The organism is Bacillus sp. FSL P4-0290 (genome assembly GCF_037975435.1).
Taxonomy (GTDB): domain Bacteria; phylum Bacillota; class Bacilli; order Bacillales; family Bacillaceae; genus Bacillus; species Bacillus subtilis.
This window is the reverse complement of sequence record NZ_CP150253.1, coordinates 740,240-758,755: the sequence shown is the minus strand read 5'-3', so window position 1 is coordinate 758,755 and position 18,516 is coordinate 740,240. Positions and strand designations below refer to the sequence as shown.

The following is an 18,516-nucleotide window of genomic DNA, read 5'->3' as shown; positions in this document are numbered from 1 at the left end:
TATGGTCAATGCTTTCCTTTCTAAACCGGAAAGAGCTAATCGGCAAGCTCAGCTTTGCATGGTGCATTGGAGCATGTCATTGAAAAGCTGCTCTGCATCACTGCGGTCAATCTGGACAAGCGGGTCATTGAGGAAGGCTTGAAACGCGAGGCCAGTGTCCTTTGTTAAACCTGCGTCCGCCACTGCCTCCTGATTGGATATATGCCTAGCCGCCAGCATTTCCACACCTTTCGGAAGCGCTCCGGACAAAATCGGCTGGACACGGTTCCTTGTGATGAATGCGTTTGTTTCGACAATGGCTTGTATAGGAAGGTTTGAGACCTGGCCTTGATTCGGCATATTTACATTTGTGACGAGTTCACTCAATCCGAGAAGAGCCGCTATGATGTTCACGCCTTCTTCTCCCGAAGCTTTCTCAGCAACGCCCCGTTGTTGCACGATCAACCGTTCTGTTTCTTGTCGTTTCTCAGCTCTGTCTTGTTTTCTGAATGATATAGGTGTGAGATGAAATTTCCATACTTCAGGCTGTTTGAGGTATGGACCGGGAAGAAACTCTGCCAGATGCCTGTCACCCGCAGCAGGGATGGCGCCATACGTTTCAAATAAATCAAACGCAACACGGTGTGCCGAACAAAAGACGCTGTCCCTCCAGCTTTCCCCCTCCAGCTCATATCCTGATTCCCAATAGTGCGCGCTGAATTCACCGAATATAGGCAGCAGGTCAATATGGCGGTAAGAGGCTTTTGTGATCCATGTAAAATGGTTAATGCCGAGCACATTAACGCGGATATCCTCACGCCGCGGCACCTCAATCCCCAGCCTTTCCGTGACCATTTCCGCCAATAACTTTTGCGTCCCGAATACCTCGTGGCAGCAGCCAATTGCTTTGATGCCGGGAAACACTTTATACAGTACTCTTGTACAGACAGACATCGGGTTTGTATAATTAACGACCCATGACTCTGGTGCGTAGTCTCTTATTGCCCGGGCAATTTCTGCAAATATCGGCACAGCACGCAAGCCTCTGATGATTCCTCCAGGCCCGACAGTATCACCTACAGACTGATAAATACCGCAGCGCTCAGGCAAGTGGACATCGACTTCCATATCATCCAGTGATCCCGGCAAAATGGAAATAATGACGATATCCGCGGCTGATAACGCCTTTTTCAAAGTAGAAACAGCCTCATATCTCCATTTGCCGTTCCCGCTGTGATTGCCGATCACTTCATTTTTCTGAGCGGCTTCAAAATCAAGATCATAGAGCGCCACCGTGCCTGACATCCTTTCATCAATCGACAAATCACTCATCAGGCTTCTGGCCCAGCCTTGGGACCCCCCGCCGATATAGGCAATCTTAATCTGATCTAATGTACTGATATGAAACACTCCCTTTCTCAGCCTTTCACCGAACCGATCAGCATTCCCTTTGCAAAGTGTTTTTGTAAAAATGGATAGACCGCCAAAATCGGCAGCGTCGCAATGACAATGACAGCGAGTTTAATTCCCTGCTCCGGCGGAACGGCATTTTGCATCGTATCGCCATTGGTCGCCGTTAAATCCGATAAAATCGTGACTTGGCGAAGCACCATTTGCAGCGGCCATTTTGCACTGTCATTGATATATAAGAGAGCGTGGAAGAAATCATTCCAAATCCCGACCGCATAAAACAGCGCAAAGGTCGCAATAACCGGCTTTGACAGGGGCAGGGCGATCCGCCAGAAGACGCCGATTTCGGAACAGCCGTCAATTTTTGCTGATTCCTCCAGCTCGCGCGGCAGCTGCTGAAAGAAGTTTTTGATAATAATAAGGTTGAACGGATTAATCGCCATCGGCAGAATCAATGCCCAATACGTATCCAAAAGGCCAAGTGATTTTACGACAAGATACGTCGGAATCATGCCGCCTGAAAACAGCATGGAGAAAATCACCAGATTCAACAGCAGATTCCGTCCCTTCACATGCCGCTTCGCCAGCGGATACGCCATCGTGAAGGTGAAAAACAGCTGTACAGCCGTCCCAACCACCGTGATGAAGATGGACACGCCCATGCTTCGAAGGAACGTCGGTGTCGAAAACACATACTTGTAAGCATCAAGTGTAAAGGTTTTCGGGAAAATAAAGAAGCTCCGCTGGGCGAGTTCCGCTTCTGTCGCAAAGGAACCGGCGATAATATATAAAAACGGCAAAATGGTAATCGCGCCGACACCGCCGAGAAACAGAATGTTGCAGACGTCAAACACCCGTCCGGCTTTGGTGTTGTGCATCGTGTGAATTTCAGCCATACCTCTCCCTCCTCTAAAACAATCCTTCCTGATCAAACTTTTTCGCAATGTATTTGGCGCCAAAAATCAAGATAATCCCGACAACTGATTTAAACAAACCGACCGCCGTGCTGTAGCTATACGCCCCTTGGGTAATCCCCATCATATACACATACGTGTCGAAGATGTCAGCCACACTGCGGTTGAGTGAGTTCGTCATCAAATACACCTGTTCAAAGCCAAGATTCAAAAAGCTGCCGATTCTTAAAATCAACAAAACGATAATGGTGCTTCTAATCGCCGGCAGCGTAATATGCCACATTCTCCTGAACCGCCCCGCTCCGTCCATGATGGCCGCTTCATACTGCTCTTGATCAACTGTAGCGAGCGCTGCCAAAAATAGAATCGTTCCCCAGCCTGTCTCCTTCCAGATGCTTTGCATCACAATCATCGGCCGGAACCAGTCTGCATCCGACAAGAAAGAAATCTGCTCACCTGTCAGGCTCATGATCATTTTGTTGATCACACCTGTATCGACAGTAAAGAAAACGAAGGTGATGCTGACCACAATTGTCCATGATACAAAATGGGGTACGTAAATAAAGGTTTGGATACATCTTTTATACACGGCCTTTCTTACCTCATTCAAAAGCAGGGCTAAAATGAGAGGCGCGGGAAAGGCAAACAAAAGATCCAGGCTCGCCAGCATGAGGGTGTTGCGCAGCAGCCGGAAAAAATTCGGATTCATAAAAAAGTCTTTGAAATAATCAAAACCGACCCATTCGCTTTTCCAGAAGCCAAGATACGGCGAATAGTCTTTAAAAGCGATCAGCACGCCCCACATCGGCAAGTATTTGAAAATCAAGAAATAAATCAGACCGGGAATAAGAAGAAGATAAAGCCATTTGTCCCGTTTGAGCGCAGCCATCCAGCTGATGCCTTTTCCAGCGGTGAGAACAGGTGAATCTCCCTTCTTCGGCACTGTTTCCATATCTGTTCTCCTTTCATGTTACCGGGGCGCCCGCCGAACGGCAGGCGCATCGGTTTATTTTGACGATTGGTACAATTTGTTCAAGTCCTTCATCAGGTCATTGCCGCCGCTTTTTTTCCAAAGCTCCACTGCATCAGCGAACCCTTTTTCATCAATTTCTCCAATGATAAATTGTGTTCTCGCGTCGAGGATGATGTTGTCAAGCTGGGCTCCTTTTTGGGTATAGACATCAGATACAAGCGATTCAGCTGGGTTAAAGACGGCTATTTTTTCTCCTTCGGTTATGATGTCCTTGCGATGCTGGAAGAGCTTGGTTTTCTGGTCTTCGATGTAATACTCGCTTTTCGGAATCGACATGCTGAACTGTGCCAAGCCTTCATGCTCATACAGGAGAGATTTGTTGTTTTTTTCAAGTGAGGTGAATACGCCGTCCTTGAGCTCGTAATTGCGGCCCTTCACTCCGTTGTTCGTGAGAATCTGCGCTTCCTTATCATTCATCTTATCGAGGAAGGACAGCACCTCTTTCAGCTCTTTTTCGGTTTTGACGCTTGATTTTGGTATCGTGATCATGCCTGAATAACCAGATGTCGGGAAAGTGCGCTTGCCATTCGGTCCCTCAAGCGAGCCGACGATATCAATGATATCCTTGTTCGACTCATCCGCCTCCTCCATCGCGCTTTGGATTTGAGACGCTCTTGAGCCTGTATCAACGATGACACCCGCTTTTCCTTTTACAACCGGATCATTCCACTTCGCAGAATCCATGACAGCAAAGTCCTTATTGATCAAGCCCTCATCATAGAGCTTTTTAAAAAACGTGAGCGCATCCATGTATTCCTTCGTTGTAAAATCCGGAATCAGCTTTCCGTTTTCAACACCGTAGCGGTTCGGAGCGCCGAACCAGATTTGCAGAACATCCCATGGGCTTCCGTTGCCGAGTCCCATCCATTTCGGCACGACCATGCCGTACGTATCATCCTTGCCGTTTCCGTCAGGATCTTTTTCCTTAAAGGCTTTCAGCACTTCATAGAAATCATCAAGCGTTTCCGGCATATCCAGACCGACATTTTTCAGCCAGTCGGTTCTGATGATCATACACGCCCTGATCAGATCCCTCGTTCTATAGATTCCGTACACCTCGCCGTTCACCGAGCTGTTCTTCAAAATCTTTTCATCTGCCTGGCTTAAATTCTTGTAGTCTTTTAAATAAGGAGACAGCTCCCAAAACGCCCCTGCTTTGACAGACTTGATAAAGCCCGCTGACTTATCTTTAATGACAATCGCGTGAGGCATCTCTCCTGAAGCCATGACGATGTTGAATTTGTCGTTGTAGGATGAATCAGGCACCCATGTGACCTTAATCTCTTTGCCTGTGTATTTTTCGAGCGCTTTTAATGAAGGGCTCTTATCACTCGGGCTTTCCGGCGATAAAAGCGGCGCCATAATTTTGATCGTATCTTTCGAACCGCTTGCTGAATTGGATGTTTCCGAATGGCTGCATCCGGCGATCATCATGGCAGCAAGCGGCAAGGCCATCCATTTCTTTCGCATTCTTATTTTCATGTTGCGTATGTCCCCCTTTTTTCAATTTGCATTTCCCCTTTGCCCCTCTCAATATAAAGCGCTTACATAAATTCTTGCAATCTTCATTTTTTGCACCATTTCTCCTATGAAATTCCGGCTGTTATCCTTTTTTGCCCGATGTTTCTTTTTTTGCCGGAAGGGAATCTCCGATCAGTTCCAGCGCCGCTATGACATTTAAACACCATTGAGAGACAGTGTTCGTTGTCACCCATGGAAGCTCCTCTAGCTGCTTCCATGTCTCGATGCGCTCCGGTTTGATCGGAAGCGGCGTATGGCTGAGCTTATCTTCTAGCAAAAGATTCCACGCTTTGGCGGCGAGATGAGGATCTTGTTTTTTTCTTGCAGCGTAGGCTGTCATACCGGCGGCGAACATCGGCCAGTGAAAATGCCCGTCATGAAGAGCGCCTCCGCTTTTTTTCCGTTTTTCCTCATCACTGAGTGTGTAAAATTCGCCGAATTCACTCAGCATATCCTCCCATTCCCGGTCATCAAGAAGCTCAGCCAGCTCCATCCACACTTGCGGCGCGCCGAAGGCAATGATCATATGATATCCGCCCGCAATGCCGTCTCCCATATGATGAAGCATCGAGGTCGCCGGATCATATTCAAATGTCGGGCCGGATAATAAGCGGAGCGGCAGCCGCTTCAGACAGTTGATGCCTGTTTGGATTTTGTGGAGATAATCAGGATTTTCGGTCCGCTCCCATTCCGCCAGCCAGTTCGAGCAAAACGCCGCCCAGTCCGGTCCCGTTCTGGCGTGAGTCGGGTGATTGCCTTTCTCGTAAAAAGCGCGCATCGGATCGGTTTTGACGAGGGCATAATCGGCATCCTTCACTTCTGTCAAAAGATCTCCCGTCCGCTCATCACCCGTCAGATAATAATAGAATTTATAAAGCCCGGCCATGCTGATTCTCGCTTCCTTGCAGCCGCATCCCCAGTGCACAACATTATGCCGTGAGCCAAGCCCGGCATATTCACCGAGGTGAAAGCTGTCCGTTTCACTCGTATGGCGGGTCATGGCTTCTGCCATTCGGAAGATATCCTCTCTGCCTGAGCGGAAAAACGCCTGCCACAGCCATAGGGTCGGAACGAGCTCATTGTTTTGCCATGCGTATCCGCCGAGATCGTACCGCCACATATGCCGGATCGGGTCATACGTATGCATGACATCGCCATAATGCCAAAAACCGTACCATCTGCGTTGCTCTACTTCCTTTTTATAAAACAGAAAGGCCGCATCGAGCTGTTCTTCCAGCTCTTTTTTGAGCGGATGGGTTGTGTCAATGATGCTCCATACCCCGAGTGCTTTTGATTCGTAATAGACGTCCGGCTCGCATACAATGAGCGGCGGCGCCTGCCATTTGTCAGCCAGCGCATTGAGGACTTCGTCAGACGGCATGTGCGAAAAGCACGCCAGGCTGATTTCATTTGTGTTCGCAATGCCTGTCGGATCAGAGCGCATTTCATCAAAGCCTTCATACGCGCTGGCCACGTGGGTGTTTCCTGTATAATGCCGCAAATCCATCGCTTCGCCGTCCGGAGGCCAAAGCCAGATAGTCATTTTGGGGCGGCTGCCGGCAAGACCTGTGATTTCCAGTGCTGAAGGATATTTCTCAAAGAAATACCGCAGGCCGAGAGCCACACCGCCATTTTTTCCGCCCGCATAGCAGAGCCCCTTCGCCCGGCTGCCATGCAGCATTCCAACCCACGCATAATCTTTTCCGGTCCGTTTTGACAGGCTGTAATGATCGCTGGAATCTTGCACGAGCTTGACATCGTCCCAAACCACATTCTGTGTGCCATGTGCAAACCATTCCTTATGCTCTTCATCTGGAGACAGCATTTCGCCATTGATTTGTTTTTCATAAAGCGGATATCGTTCATTGAATTTACGTGTGCCAAACAGCTGGGCGGGTTCTTTATACATCCCTTTCTCTCCCGCAAAGCGGAAATGGCGGTTGTACGGCTCTCCCTCCAAAAAAAGGTCGAATTCGATGCCGAGCCCCTTAATGAATTCTTGTTTACCGCTCCTGTCAATCAGCTGCGTGTGCACAAGGCCGATCTCAGACAGCCCGGCATAAAACGTCAATCGGATGACAAACGGCAGCCATTCTTCATTCGTTTTATGGAGCACATGCACTCCCTCGATTTTGACTACTGCTTTGACAGGACCACTCTGCTCAATCGCCGCCCGTTTGATAAAGCTGACAGACCTTTCATGCAAAAGAACCGTTTCCGCCGCTGACTCCTTTCTCGTTTCCCTTATCGCAACGAGCCTCCCGCCTGCGGCGATCGGCTTTCCATTGATCTGCAATGATTGAATGAAATCAGATCCTTTTTTATGAATGGTACAAACGAGTGATCCTGTATTCACTTGGATATCATGCTCTGTCTCATGAATGCTGAGCGATTCAGTTGGCTGCGGCACTTCTCTTTTGCTAACTGTAAATATTTGGTTTCTACGACCACCAAACACCGCCGCGTGCTTCGTCCACTTGATGCTCCCATCCGGCCAATAGGCCAACGGTTCGCTTTGCACATATCGCATTTCCGCGTTTTCATTCATAAGCGCCAGACGGTCACCCTTTTTTAATTCTCCTTTTTTCCATGGCACGCCCCACGTCACACCACTTATCACCTTTGGCTGTCCTGATAACCATTTGATCTTTTTCATCGGTCTCTCCCTCCATAGAAAAAAGCTGATTCGATGCAAAGAATCAGCTGTGATTGTCAAATTGAATCACACGGTATTCATGCGGTCCGACCGCCAGTCTCCCCGCCTTTTCCAAGCGGTGCGTCAACAGATCTGTTCCCGCTTCCGGCAGTGTCACACTTCCTCCTTTTCCATCCATATTCACGATGATCCACACAAGGCCGTTATCGCCTTTGCGCGGGGCAACGATTGTGCCGGGCGTAACATCCGACCGGCTGGAAATACCAGCTTCCTCCGCGTAATGCCTGACGAGCGCTTCCAGCATCGCATCCCCTTCTTTCCCGGATGGAAGCGAGCCCAGCATGACAATTTTCCCCTCGACGTAATTCCGTTCCGTCAGAAAAGCATGGCCCGCCCCCGGTCCTGCTTCAACCGTGCCAAGGGTGTTTCCGCTCTCTGTGTCAAACACCGCGCTCCATAGTCCGAGCGGCGCCGTGATGCCAAACGCTTTTCCTGTATTCACGTTCTCATTCATCGGAAAGGTAAACAGTGTTTTGACCCCTGACGTTTTCTCAAGTTCGCCAAGTCCGCAATCGGTATGAATGGTATGCTCGCATGTGCGCCCTCCTGTCAGCGGCCCGGTGATCCAGATGCCGCCCGCTTCAGCGAATGCCGAAGCTTTTTTGATAAATTCAGAAGACAAATACGGCACAAATGGCGTAAACAGCAAGCGATAGCCGTCCAGTGGAGCGCCTTCCGGAATAAGGTCACGGTGAATCCCCGTGTTGAGAATACGTTCATAAAAATGCGTCACAAGCGAACGATGCCGGAGTCCCCGGTGAGGCTCAGTTTTAATAAATGCTTTTGCTCTGTCAGAGTAAGTCATCGCCGCCTCGGCTTGAACGGGTTCAGTCGATAGAATAATAGGCTCGATTTCCTTTCTTGCCCGCTCAACCGCCAGCACATTTTGATAGCCGATGGTGGGTTCGCCCCAGGCACTGAGAACCGAACCGTGGGAAATCTCGCTGCCTGAACGCTGCTGTCGCCATAGCCAGTAGCAAAATCCCTGGCTCCCTAAGGCATAGGACGATACGGCTTCGGCCTGCAAATACCCGTCTGCGTGCGGGTAAGCGGAGCTTTCAAGCGAGGCGGCATACGACGGACTCGTTTCCAAAATCCAAAACGGGCGTCCCTGTTTCAGATTTCTCCATAAATCACAGTTCAATAAAAAGGCAGAGGCGTTTTCCTGCGAAGCGTACGTGTCATAGGAGGCAAAATCGAGATTCTGAAACATTCGTTCATTGTCCACGCTGAACATGACTGATCCGTTATGCGTGATCGGCGCATCTGAATAGCAGCGGATGATTTTGGCCTGTTCATCCGCAAACGAAGCGATCATCTCCATCGAAAACAGCTGATACATAGTGCGTAGAGAGGCATGATGCAGAAACGGGGCAGGTCCCGGCTGCGGGACTTGCTCAAACGTCTGATAGGTCTCGCTCCACACATCGGTTCCCCAAGCTTCATTCAAGCGCTCAATCACCCCGTAGCGATTTTTGAGCCAGTCATGCCATAAGCGCAAGCATGTCTCACACATGCATTCTGCAACATGGCATTTAAACTCATTGTCTAGCTGCCATCCGATCAGCCCCGGGAGCCGGCCAAGCTCCTTGGCGATGGCTGTGGTGATGATGGCGGCTTTTTTTCGGAAATACGGGTTGTTCGTACAGGCATGCTGACGGGAGCCATGCCCCATGATCTCTCTTTTTTCATTGACATGCATGCGTTCGGGCCGGCCGTGTGAGAACCAAATTGGCGGGGTAGGCGTCGGCGTGCACATAATCGTTTCGATCCCGCTTTCATACAGCCGGGCGATGATTTCTTTGAAAAAACCGACGTCAATTTTTCCTTCTTCAGGTTCCATGACAGACCAGGCAAATTCGCCGATCCGCACAACATTTACGCCAACTTCACGCATGATGTCAATGTCCTGCTGAATCGTCTCTTCATCCCATAATTCCGGATAATAGCAAGCGCCATGATACAGTTTTCTCATCCCATTTTCACCTTTCTTTGATGATCGATTCTGTCAATGGCAGGCCGAGCTCCTTTATGCCTTTTGCCACAAGTTTCGCCATTTCATTTGCGCCTTTTTTTGTAAAATGCGTGTAATCGTTAATCCCTTCTGAAATCATAAAATAGGTGTATACTTTTTCCTCGCCCTTCTCAGTAAAGAAAGCAAGGCTTTTCTCCATCAGATCAATGAGCTGGACATTCTCCTCTTCAGCCGTCTGCTTCATGGCAATGCAGTAATCAGGAAAATCGTTCAAAAACACGCCGTTTTCGTAATGAAAGCGGGCTACGGGGGTAATGAGAAGCGGATGGGCGCCTTTTTCCCGCGCGCCGGCGATATACTGCTTTAAATATTGTTTATAAGTAGTATAGGGCTCGGTGTAGCGCTCCGGCTTATTTTTTGACGCGTCATTATGGCCCATCTGCACGAACAGCCAATCATCCGGCTCGATCACATCAAGAATCGCCTGAAGCCTGCCCTCCTCCACAAATGTTTTCGAGCTTCTTCCCCCGATCGCTCTGTTGATCACTTGAATATGCTCCGGCAGATGCGAGCCGAGAAACTGCCCCCAGCCCCCTTGATTTGTGCTGTCTCCATACATTTGAACAGTCGAATCGCCGGCAAGATAAATATGATTTGCCATTTTTCATTCCCCCTCGTTTTTTATACAGCTTCCATCACGGATAGCTCTTCCCTTGAAAAAGACCGGTGCGTACAGCGCTTGAGCATTGGTTCGTCCTGCCCGTTCGTTAATCATCTTGTCGTAGCGTTCAGCCTTTGCGTCTTATCCCTTAGTCCTCCTACAGCGGTGCCTCCGCTTTACTTCCCGCTATGTACAGGGCGGGCTTCGGCGGTTTTTTCATTCCCGTTCCGAGGTAAAAGCTCGTGTGCGGCGGCTGGTTGTAGGCGGTATTCTGCCAGGCGATGCCGAGCCTGTAAACCGGATCATGCATCAGCGTGTAAAAGCGGTGGCGGGTGAGATGTGTCGTTGTATAGATACGGAGCGCGCTGCTGTCTTCCGTTCTCCATATCACTTCTTCCCGCCAGTCTCCGAACAGGTTGGCCTGAAGAACCGGGTTTCCTTTCGTGCCGTTGTTGGACAGCACGCCAACCGGCTGAAATATCGTCTTCAGACAGCCGTTTTCAGCATCCCATTTTTCAATCTTTGGCCTGCCGATCGTTCCGTCCCAGTCATGATCAAGCAGTTCTCTGACCAAATCACCGTCCCACCAGATGGCGAAATTGGCTGAAGCGGGCGCTTTGTCGCTGATTTTTTCGCCTTTGCTCGTGAAAAGCCCATACGACATGCCATCATTGCCCGGCGGATCAATTCCCCAGACGAGCGACCCTTTGTAGCTTGGATCAATATGAGCTGCCATGCCCCGGCCAACGTCAGTTCCAGCATGGACGCCCCATAATATCTCACCGGTTCCGGCATCTCGCAGTGACAGTCCGTACGGCTTCGTGGCGTCCTCATGTACCTGGAACACTTCAAGCCCTTTTCGTGACGGGTCCAGATCCCCTACATGCATCGCGTCTCCGTGCCCGAGCCCCGTTGAGTACAGGCCGGTTCCGTCATGATCGACCGCCATTGCGCCGTATATGATTTCATCCTTTCCGTCTCCATCGACATCCGCCACGCTCAAGCTGTGGTTCCCCTGTCCTGCGTATGCTTCATGTCCCGGCTGGTTGGAGTCAAATACCCAGCGTTTTTTGAGCCTTCCGTTTCTGAAATCGTATGCCACGAGCACGGCTCTCGTATAGTAGCCGCGTGCCATTACAAGGCTCGGCCGCTCCCCATCCAAATAAGCGATTCCAGCGAGAAAACGGTCCATCCGGTTTCCATAGCCGTCTCCCCAATCCTCCAGCTTGCCGCGGGGCGGTTCATATTCCACGGTCGTGAGCGCCTCACCGGTTTCTCCTTTAAACACCGTCAAATATTCCGGACCGGACAAAATTCTGCCCTGTTCGTTTCTAAAATCGGCATGCTCATCACCGATGATATGTCCTTTCCCATCTGTTGTGCCGTCAGCTGTTTTCATGGCGATTTCTGCTTTTCCGTCACCATCCAGGTCATACACCATAAATTGTGTGTAATGAGCGCCCGCTCTGATGTTTCTGCCGAGGTTGATGCGCCACAAAAAGGTGCCGTCCAGTTTATAGGCATCTATGAGCACCTCCCCGGTATACCCGTCATGGGCGTTGTCTTTTGAATTGGACGGGTCCCACTTCAGGATGATTTCATATTCTCCATCCCCGTCCACATCCCCGACGCTGGCATCATTGGCGCTGTAGGTGTACGGCTTTCCGTCCGGCGTGATACCGCCTTCCGGTTTGGCAAGCGGAACCTCCAGTACATTTTCCCGCCAGACGGAAGCTTCTTTGGACAGTTTTTCTTCCCTTCCCTTATTGACGGCCTCCACCTGATAAACAGCGTCAGCCGTTCCGTTTTGATCGAGAAAATTAGTGCTTTCAGCGATTGGATCGCGGGTGATCCGCTTTCCATCTCGATAAAGGTGAAAAGCCGTCGTCTCATGATCCGTGCCGAGAAAACGCCAGCTGACAAACACGCCCTGTTCTGTCTTTACCGCAATCAAACCTCTGGTCAAGTATTCCATTTGCCTCTTTTTTGGTTTCATTTTAATGGGAACGGGCTGCGCGCAGCCCGTTCCTTCCCCCTTTCAGTTAAGGCGTATACATATTTGGTTTTGGCTGTTCCGCCATGCCGTCTCCTAAAAAGAAGCTTGTGTGCGGCGGCTGGTTATAGGCGACATTTTGCCAGGCGATGCCGAGCCGGTACACCGGATCGTGCATCAGTGTATACAGCCTGTGCTCAGTCGGAATGGTCGTCGTGTAAATGCGCAGAGCACTGCTGTCCTCCGTTCTCCACACCACTTCCTCGCGCCAGTCACCGAGCAGATCAGCCTGAAGCGCCGGTGTTGCTTTTGTGCCGTTGTTAGCCGCTGCGCCTGATGCAGTCAGCACATTTTTTGATACGCCGTTTTGATAATCCCACTTATCAATTCGGTTGCTGTCCAGCTGTTCCCGGAGCAGATCGCCGTCCCACCAGATGCCGAAGTTGGTCGAGGACGGAACCCCGCTTCCGATTTTGACCCCTTTCGCTGAGTAGAGAGAACCGTTTGCCCACACTTCCTGTCCCGGATAACGCGGGTCAATATCAGCAGCCATTCCCCGGCCTACATCCTTGCCGGCATAAACGCCCCAAAGGATTTTTCCGGTTGCAGCATCCCGGAAAGATAAGCCGTATTTTGCATTTTTGTCCTCATGAACTTGAAATACCTCAAGCCCCGGCCGGCCCGGATCAAGATCTCCTGTATGGAGGGCATCCCCATGGCCTAAGCCGGTCGAGTACATGCCTTTCCCGTCATGATCAACAGCCATTGAGCCGAAAATAATCTCATCTTTTCCATCCCCGTCAACGTCCGCGATGCTCAGGTTGTGATTCCCCTGTCCAGCAAACGCTTCATTTCCTGACTTTGAGGAGTCCAGCGTCCAAAGCTTTGACAGCTTTCCATCCCTGAAGTTATAGGCAACTAGCATGGTTTTAGCGTAATACCCTCTGGTCATGATCAGGCTCGGCCGCTGTCCATCAAGGTAGGCAATGCCGGCGAGAAAACGGTCAACACGGTTGCCGTAGCTGTCTCCCCAATCCGACACATTGCCGCGCGCCGGTTCAAAATTTGCGGTGACAAGCTCTTTCCCGGTTGAACCTTGAAACACAGTGAGATATTCAGGGCCTGAAAGCACACGCCCCTGTTCATTTCTGTAATCAGCATTGGCATTTCCAATTACTTTGCCCGTGCCGTCTTTTGTCCCGTCTGCCGTTTTCATTGCCACTTCTGCTTTTCCGTCACCATCAAGGTCATACACCATAAACTGGGTGTAGTGCGCGCCCGCTCTGATGTTTTTGCCGAGATTGATCCGCCATAACTTTGTGCCGTCCAGTTTATACGCGTCAATCAGCACGTCACCCGTATAGCCATCCTGTGAATTGTCTTTTGAGTTAGACGGGTCCCATTTCAGGATCAGCTCGTATTGCCCGTCACCATCCACATCGCCAACACTTGCGTCATTAGCGCTGTACGTGTAAGCTTCACCCTTTGGCGTCGTGCCGCCAGCCGGTTTATCCAGCGGGACGGAATGATACGGCTGCGCCCATACGGAGGCTTTTTCAGAAGCCGGCTGTTCGGTACCGTTTACAACAGCCCGAACCGTATACGTTGAGCCCGCCGATCCGTTTTTATCCACATAGTTCGTGGTTTTGACAGGCGCAGCATTCAGTTTTTGCCCGTCTCTGTACACATTGAACAAAACAGATGCGTTTTCGGTTCCAAGAAACCGCCAGCTGACAAAAATGCCCCCGTCCGTCTTGACCGCTACAAGCCCCCGGTTCAGCGCTTCCATCTGCCGCGCTGCCCCTTCAGCTTTCACAGGACATACAGAGGTTCCCATCACCAACAAGACCAGCAACGTAATAGCGGTAAACATGCGTTTCCTTCGTGTAATCATCAGACAGCTCCTTCTCATTTATCTGTAAGCGCTTACTTAAATTGGATTTTATGCGCTGTGTGAGCTGTCTTCAATTTCACTTTTTTGCATCTGCCTATTTCGGACACTGCACTTTTTTGCGTATTTGTCACTTTTTTGTTACCCGGCTTGATGGTGCCGGGCCTCCGTCTTTTGAAATCCCCTAAGAGCAAAAAACATCAACACAAGCCCAAATAAACACGGGCCGTAAAATGGGATCAGGCCAGGAAGCGTATAAAGCAAATAAAGGACAAATCCGCACCCGATCAGCATACAGCCGGTTGTCAGCGGTCTCATGGCGCCAAACAGCAGTGCCTGCGGAATATATTTGCGAAGCGGGAGCTGGTAATGCACATAAAGGGGAAACACATACATCAGCGCGATGATATACAAAAGCCCTGCAAGCAGCGTGCAGTTTGTTACGGCAAAGGACAGCCAATTCGTACTGGCAGAAAAATAATGATAGTTGGCAGACAATATGATCAAAAGAGCCGAAAACGCCAATCCGATCGCATTAACCTTGAGAAACTCTTTTTTATAGGTATCGAGAAATAACGGAAATATCGAGACATCCTTTTGCCCCATCAGCCATTTCCTTATAACGGCACACATCGCGGCTGTGCTCGGCGCCCATCCGAAAAGAACGCCGCCCAAAAGTGTAAACAACAGCCACAGCCCGTTGAGCCATGCTATTTTCACCACCGCTTCGCAGCCTGCATAAAGCGCATCCGTTACAGTCGTCTTCATCTTCTCACCGCTTGATGCACGGCAAAATTCCTGTAAACGGCTTTCATGGGGGCCATCTGCCGGAACCCGATTTTTCCTTTTGTTAACACAGGCCCATATGTGCTGCCGTCGTCCATCCACTCAAGAATGGGCAGACCATTGATTGAAAAGTGCACATAGCCTTTGTCTTTGATCAGCTTCATACGATACGGAGAATCAGCGTCGTCTGGAGAAGGCAGCGGATCGGCCCCCATTGCGGCGAGGTGGAAACCGCGGCTTTTTCTTAAATTGCAGGTGCGGAACGCTCTTTCCTCCGCGTATTTTCTGCGGAAATACGACAGGTGGAGCGCATTGATGTCCCCCGAATGATACTCGGGGTATTTTCCCGTTCTTTTCTGGAGACTTGGATCAAACAAATCCTCGCCTCCCATTCCCGCAGCAGAAAAAAACAGCATACACAATCCCGGCTGCTCGATCGGAGAGAAGTCCCATGTCACAATGATGCCGTCTGGAAAGGTTTCCGGACACCAAAAGACAAAGTGCACATCGTCCTGAACATGTGACAGGTGCAAGCTGTGATCGTCAAATGAGATCTGTCCGCCTCCCTCCATCCGCCAGTCCTTCACATCGCTTTTAGACCGGAGCGGATTGCGGTACAGGCACGCGCCTTCCTTATACATGTTCTTTTCCCTCCCGGCTCACAAGGTGGTCCTTAAGCGGAAGTCCGAGCTCTTCAATGCCTTCTGCCACAAGCTTCGCAACCTCCATTGCACCTTTTTCCGAAAAATGCGTATTGTCCTCAATGCCGTCCGGGTAATTCGGATGTTCATTCGGCTGAAACCAAACGAACAATCGCTTCGACTCCTCCGGCCCGTATTCTTCATACAGCACCTTTGTTTTCGCAAGCAGATCAATCACAGGTACATCGAGCTCCTTCGCCAGTGCTTTCATCGCATCGGGATACTCACCGAGGGAATGCTCGATCCGTCCGTATTCATCAAAGCGGCGGCGCTGCACCGATGTGACGAACACAGGATGCGCGCCCTTTTCGCGTGCCGTATCTGCAAACAAGGTAAGAAACTGCTGAAATGTGGAGTACGGCTTCGTCCCCCGCGGTTTTTGGTCATTGTGGCCGAATTGAATCAACAAATAATCGCCTTGTGTGATGTGCTCGGCAATTGCTTGAAGCCTTCCTTCCTTCACAAAAGAATTGGTGCTCGCTCCTCCTTTGGCATGATTGCGGACCAGCACATCTTCAGAAAACAATTGCCCGAATACCTGCCCCCACCCCGCCATCGGCGCTTCATGAGGCGGGCAGTCACTCACAGTGGAATCTCCCGCTAAAAATACTTGAATTGGTTTCTTCATCACATGTTCTCTCCTTTCACGGCGTTTCCTGATACATTTGCCTGAAGACACCCGGCGGCATGCCGACCTGTTTTTTAAAAATCCGGTTAAAGTAATTGTGGCGGTAGCCGACTTCTTCTGACACGTCATGAATTTTTTTATTCGTATTGACCAGCAGTTCCTTCGCCTTTTCGATTCTGATCTGGGTCACATAATCGATAAAATTAATGCCGGTCACTTGCTTAAATGCCTTGCTTAACGTATATGAATTCATGCCAAGCGCATCGGCACAGCTTTCCAATGAAATGTCCGCCATATACTGTTCGTGAATCATCGCAATCACACGTTCTGCCAGCTGCTTTTGCTGTCTGTTTTTTCTGCCCTCAAGCTTGGAAAGGTAAGGCGTCACCACTACATCCATCAGCCAGGCCGCCGCTTCATTGGGTTCGCGCAATTCTGAAATATCAAGAAACGGATTCCGGTGCTGAAACAGTTCACTGGGATTGAGCCCGGAATGCAAAATATCCTCCTGAATGCGGGAAAACAGCTGAATCAGGGCGGAATGCACATGCCTGTCTATGGACACCTTTTCCGCCAGTTCCTTCATACATCCATCTATCAGTTCCTTGGCTTCCTGTTTTCTTTCCAGCCGTATGGCCTGAACAATTTGTTTTTCCAGCTCAAAAGGGTAATAAGGAGCGAACTGCTCATCCTGAGGGAAGTCGGCCTGCAAATCAATGACCTGATCCCGGTTAGCAAACTTCCTGCGGGATTTGCCGCATTTCACATTCTGAAATAAAGAAGGAATTTCCGTGATACGCTCCGTTTTGCTGCTCAATGTCGAGGTCAGGCATAGTCCGGTTACATCCCCAAATTGGCGTGCCAGCTCCGTTATATACGCCTTCAGATCAGAGCTGTTTGTTTTCATTACAAGAACGGTGACAGAAAGCCGGCCGATATCAAGTATGGAGAGCTGAAAAACGCGTTTATCCGCCAATTCCTCAGCCAGATTGGTCAGGGTAAACACGGCAAGCTGTTCATCACCTTCACGGAAGACGCTTTTTTCACAGCGGAGCCCTGTCACCTGTAGATCCAGCACATGAAACACGTTTTCGCCGATGTTCCAGCCGGCCTCCTCCATCCGAGATCTGAGACTGTCCTCGTTGTCATAGTAAAAATCCCCCTGCAAGAGGTGCTGCAAAAAACTCTTTTTCATATGGGGCGTCTGCCGCAGGAGCTGCTCTTGGAGCTTCCGGCTTTCAAGGGATAGATCCTGCCACCTCTTTTCAATCCACTTGAATTCATCCTGCCCGGACGCCTGCCATGTTTTCTTCTCTCCTCCGGTAAACAAGCCAAGCAAATGCTGAATGGGACGATAGATTTTTTTTGATGCATACCATGTCATGCATACCGCCAAACCGATGCAAATGACCAGCATCACGATGATCACTTTTGATAAAAACACCATCGGCGCTGTAATAGCTGAAAGAGGCGCCGCTGACACAAAGGTCCATTGCTGATGCATCCGGTTCATTTCTCCAAAGGAGACAGAATACACCTTGCCTTCCCATTCCATCTGAAAATGGCCGTTCTCAGCAGGCTGTTTTTTTATCTCTTGAAGTAAAGTCTTTTTAAAATCTTTTTCTCCCTCATGAAACAGCACCTCTCGATTTTGATCTAAAAGCAGCGCACTTCCATCAGGATAGGGGGACAAGCTTTGCAGGATTGATTCCATTTCTTTCGGATCAACCGCCAGCATGATCGCGCCGAACGGTTTCTCCGCCGCGCCCGGAATGAGCTGGATCAGCATCGCTTGGTTTCCCGACCGTTTCCAATAAATGCTGTGGTCTGAGGAAAGCAGCGAGCGATACTTGCGAAGCGCCTCCTGTTCTGTCAAAGCGCTGTATTCAGGGCTCAGCACAAGAGGCCGGGGGCTGTTCAGAAAGATGGAGGCCTGCTCGATCAGCGGCTGCTGGTCCCGCAAAAGAAACAGCTTTTTCGTTAATTGATAGGAGAACGTAAAGTCTTTCTCCAAATCCCTCTCAGCCAATCCGTTCATCAGTGAAGAATCGTAGGCCATCTGGGTGAGGGCCAGTTCAAGCACTCCCAGCTTCTCATCCATTCGGCTGACCTCACGCGCCACCTGTGTTTCATGCGATCTCTGCAGCTCTTTCTCCACCTTGTCGATCGAAAGAAAGTAGATTGCGCCGCCAGTCAGCAATCCGGGAATACAGGCAATCAGCAAAATGAAGACAAAGTTTCTTTTGAAATACGTTCCCTTCCAGCGAGAAACCCGTTCCTTCTGTTGAGACTGTTTTTTCATCCCTTT

Annotated in this window: 13 protein-coding genes; all 13 read right to left on the bottom strand. The window is 50.0% G+C overall.

What is annotated here, in order from left to right; genetic code table 11:
- Positions 1 to 48: 48 nt before the first annotated feature.
- Entirely contained in the window at positions 49 to 1,389 is a 1,341-nt protein-coding gene (gene lplD, locus MKY10_RS03870; protein ID WP_033883224.1) for an alpha-galacturonidase LplD, read from the bottom strand.
- An 8-nt stretch (positions 1,390 to 1,397) separates the two neighbouring features.
- Positions 1,398 to 2,285, bottom strand: coding sequence for a carbohydrate ABC transporter permease (locus tag MKY10_RS03865; protein ID WP_003242715.1), 888 nt, complete (start codon positions 2,283 to 2,285; stop codon positions 1,398 to 1,400).
- Between the two features lie 13 nt (positions 2,286 to 2,298).
- On the bottom strand, positions 2,299 to 3,255 hold the full coding sequence (locus tag MKY10_RS03860) for a sugar ABC transporter permease (protein ID WP_339226195.1): 957 nt from the start codon (positions 3,253 to 3,255) through the stop codon (positions 2,299 to 2,301).
- 54 nt (positions 3,256 to 3,309) lie between these two features.
- Positions 3,310 to 4,818: an extracellular solute-binding protein gene (locus tag MKY10_RS03855; protein ID WP_015252604.1), complete on the bottom strand. Its 1,509-nt coding sequence runs from the start codon at positions 4,816 to 4,818 to the stop codon at positions 3,310 to 3,312.
- Between the two features lie 121 nt (positions 4,819 to 4,939).
- Positions 4,940 to 7,513, bottom strand: coding sequence for a hypothetical protein (locus MKY10_RS03850; RefSeq protein WP_048655137.1), 2,574 nt, complete (start codon positions 7,511 to 7,513; stop codon positions 4,940 to 4,942).
- A 43-nt stretch (positions 7,514 to 7,556) separates the two neighbouring features.
- Positions 7,557 to 9,548, bottom strand: a complete 1,992-nt coding sequence (gene yesZ, locus MKY10_RS03845) for a beta-galactosidase YesZ (protein ID WP_015252606.1) — start codon at positions 9,546 to 9,548, stop codon at positions 7,557 to 7,559.
- A gap of 7 nt (positions 9,549 to 9,555) precedes the next feature.
- Positions 9,556 to 10,209, bottom strand: coding sequence for a rhamnogalacturonan acetylesterase (locus tag MKY10_RS03840; RefSeq protein ID WP_015252607.1), 654 nt, complete (start codon positions 10,207 to 10,209; stop codon positions 9,556 to 9,558).
- A gap of 157 nt (positions 10,210 to 10,366) precedes the next feature.
- Positions 10,367 to 12,205: a rhamnogalacturonan exolyase gene (gene rhgX, locus MKY10_RS03835; protein ID WP_048655138.1), complete on the bottom strand. Its 1,839-nt coding sequence runs from the start codon at positions 12,203 to 12,205 to the stop codon at positions 10,367 to 10,369.
- 46 nt (positions 12,206 to 12,251) lie between these two features.
- Positions 12,252 to 14,114 (bottom strand): rhamnogalacturonan lyase, encoded by a 1,863-nt coding sequence (rhgW, locus tag MKY10_RS03830; protein WP_080348113.1) that lies wholly within the window; start codon positions 14,112 to 14,114, stop codon positions 12,252 to 12,254.
- A 120-nt stretch (positions 14,115 to 14,234) separates the two neighbouring features.
- Complete coding sequence (locus MKY10_RS03825) at positions 14,235 to 14,861, bottom strand: YesL family protein (protein ID WP_046160170.1); 627 nt, start codon at positions 14,859 to 14,861, stop codon at positions 14,235 to 14,237.
- On the bottom strand, positions 14,858 to 15,520 hold the full coding sequence (locus tag MKY10_RS03820; RefSeq protein WP_046160169.1) for a YesU family protein: 663 nt from the start codon (positions 15,518 to 15,520) through the stop codon (positions 14,858 to 14,860). Before MKY10_RS03820 ends, MKY10_RS03825 begins: the two co-directional genes overlap by 4 nt.
- Positions 15,513 to 16,211, bottom strand: coding sequence for a rhamnogalacturonan acetylesterase (gene rhgT / locus MKY10_RS03815; protein ID WP_080348114.1), 699 nt, complete (start codon positions 16,209 to 16,211; stop codon positions 15,513 to 15,515). Before rhgT ends, MKY10_RS03820 begins: the two co-directional genes overlap by 8 nt.
- A gap of 13 nt (positions 16,212 to 16,224) precedes the next feature.
- Positions 16,225 to 18,510, bottom strand: a complete 2,286-nt coding sequence (yesS, locus tag MKY10_RS03810; RefSeq protein WP_048655139.1) for a transcriptional regulator YesS — start codon at positions 18,508 to 18,510, stop codon at positions 16,225 to 16,227.
- Positions 18,511 to 18,516: the final 6 nt, after the last annotated feature.

Bases quoted from the DNA above. Each gene is read 5' to 3' on its own strand.
- MKY10_RS03865 (WP_003242715.1), bottom strand. From the start codon at position 2,285: ATGGCTGAAATTCACACGATGCACAACACCAAAGCCGGACGGGTGTTT.
- MKY10_RS03860 (WP_339226195.1), bottom strand. From the start codon at position 3,255: ATGGAAACAGTGCCGAAGAAGGGAGATTCACCTGTTCTCACCGCTGGA.
- MKY10_RS03855 (WP_015252604.1), bottom strand. From the start codon at position 4,818: ATGAAAATAAGAATGCGAAAGAAATGGATGGCCTTGCCGCTTGCTGCC.
- MKY10_RS03850 (WP_048655137.1), bottom strand. From the start codon at position 7,513: ATGAAAAAGATCAAATGGTTATCAGGACAGCCAAAGGTGATAAGTGGT.
- yesZ (WP_015252606.1), bottom strand. From the start codon at position 9,548: ATGAGAAAACTGTATCATGGCGCTTGCTATTATCCGGAATTATGGGAT.
- MKY10_RS03840 (WP_015252607.1), bottom strand. From the start codon at position 10,209: ATGGCAAATCATATTTATCTTGCCGGCGATTCGACTGTTCAAATGTAT.
- rhgX (WP_048655138.1), bottom strand. From the start codon at position 12,205: ATGAAACCAAAAAAGAGGCAAATGGAATACTTGACCAGAGGTTTGATT.
- rhgW (WP_080348113.1), bottom strand. From the start codon at position 14,114: ATGAGAAGGAGCTGTCTGATGATTACACGAAGGAAACGCATGTTTACC.
- MKY10_RS03825 (WP_046160170.1), bottom strand. From the start codon at position 14,861: ATGAAGACGACTGTAACGGATGCGCTTTATGCAGGCTGCGAAGCGGTG.
- MKY10_RS03820 (WP_046160169.1), bottom strand. From the start codon at position 15,520: ATGTATAAGGAAGGCGCGTGCCTGTACCGCAATCCGCTCCGGTCTAAA.
- yesS (WP_048655139.1), bottom strand. From the start codon at position 18,510: ATGAAAAAACAGTCTCAACAGAAGGAACGGGTTTCTCGCTGGAAGGGA.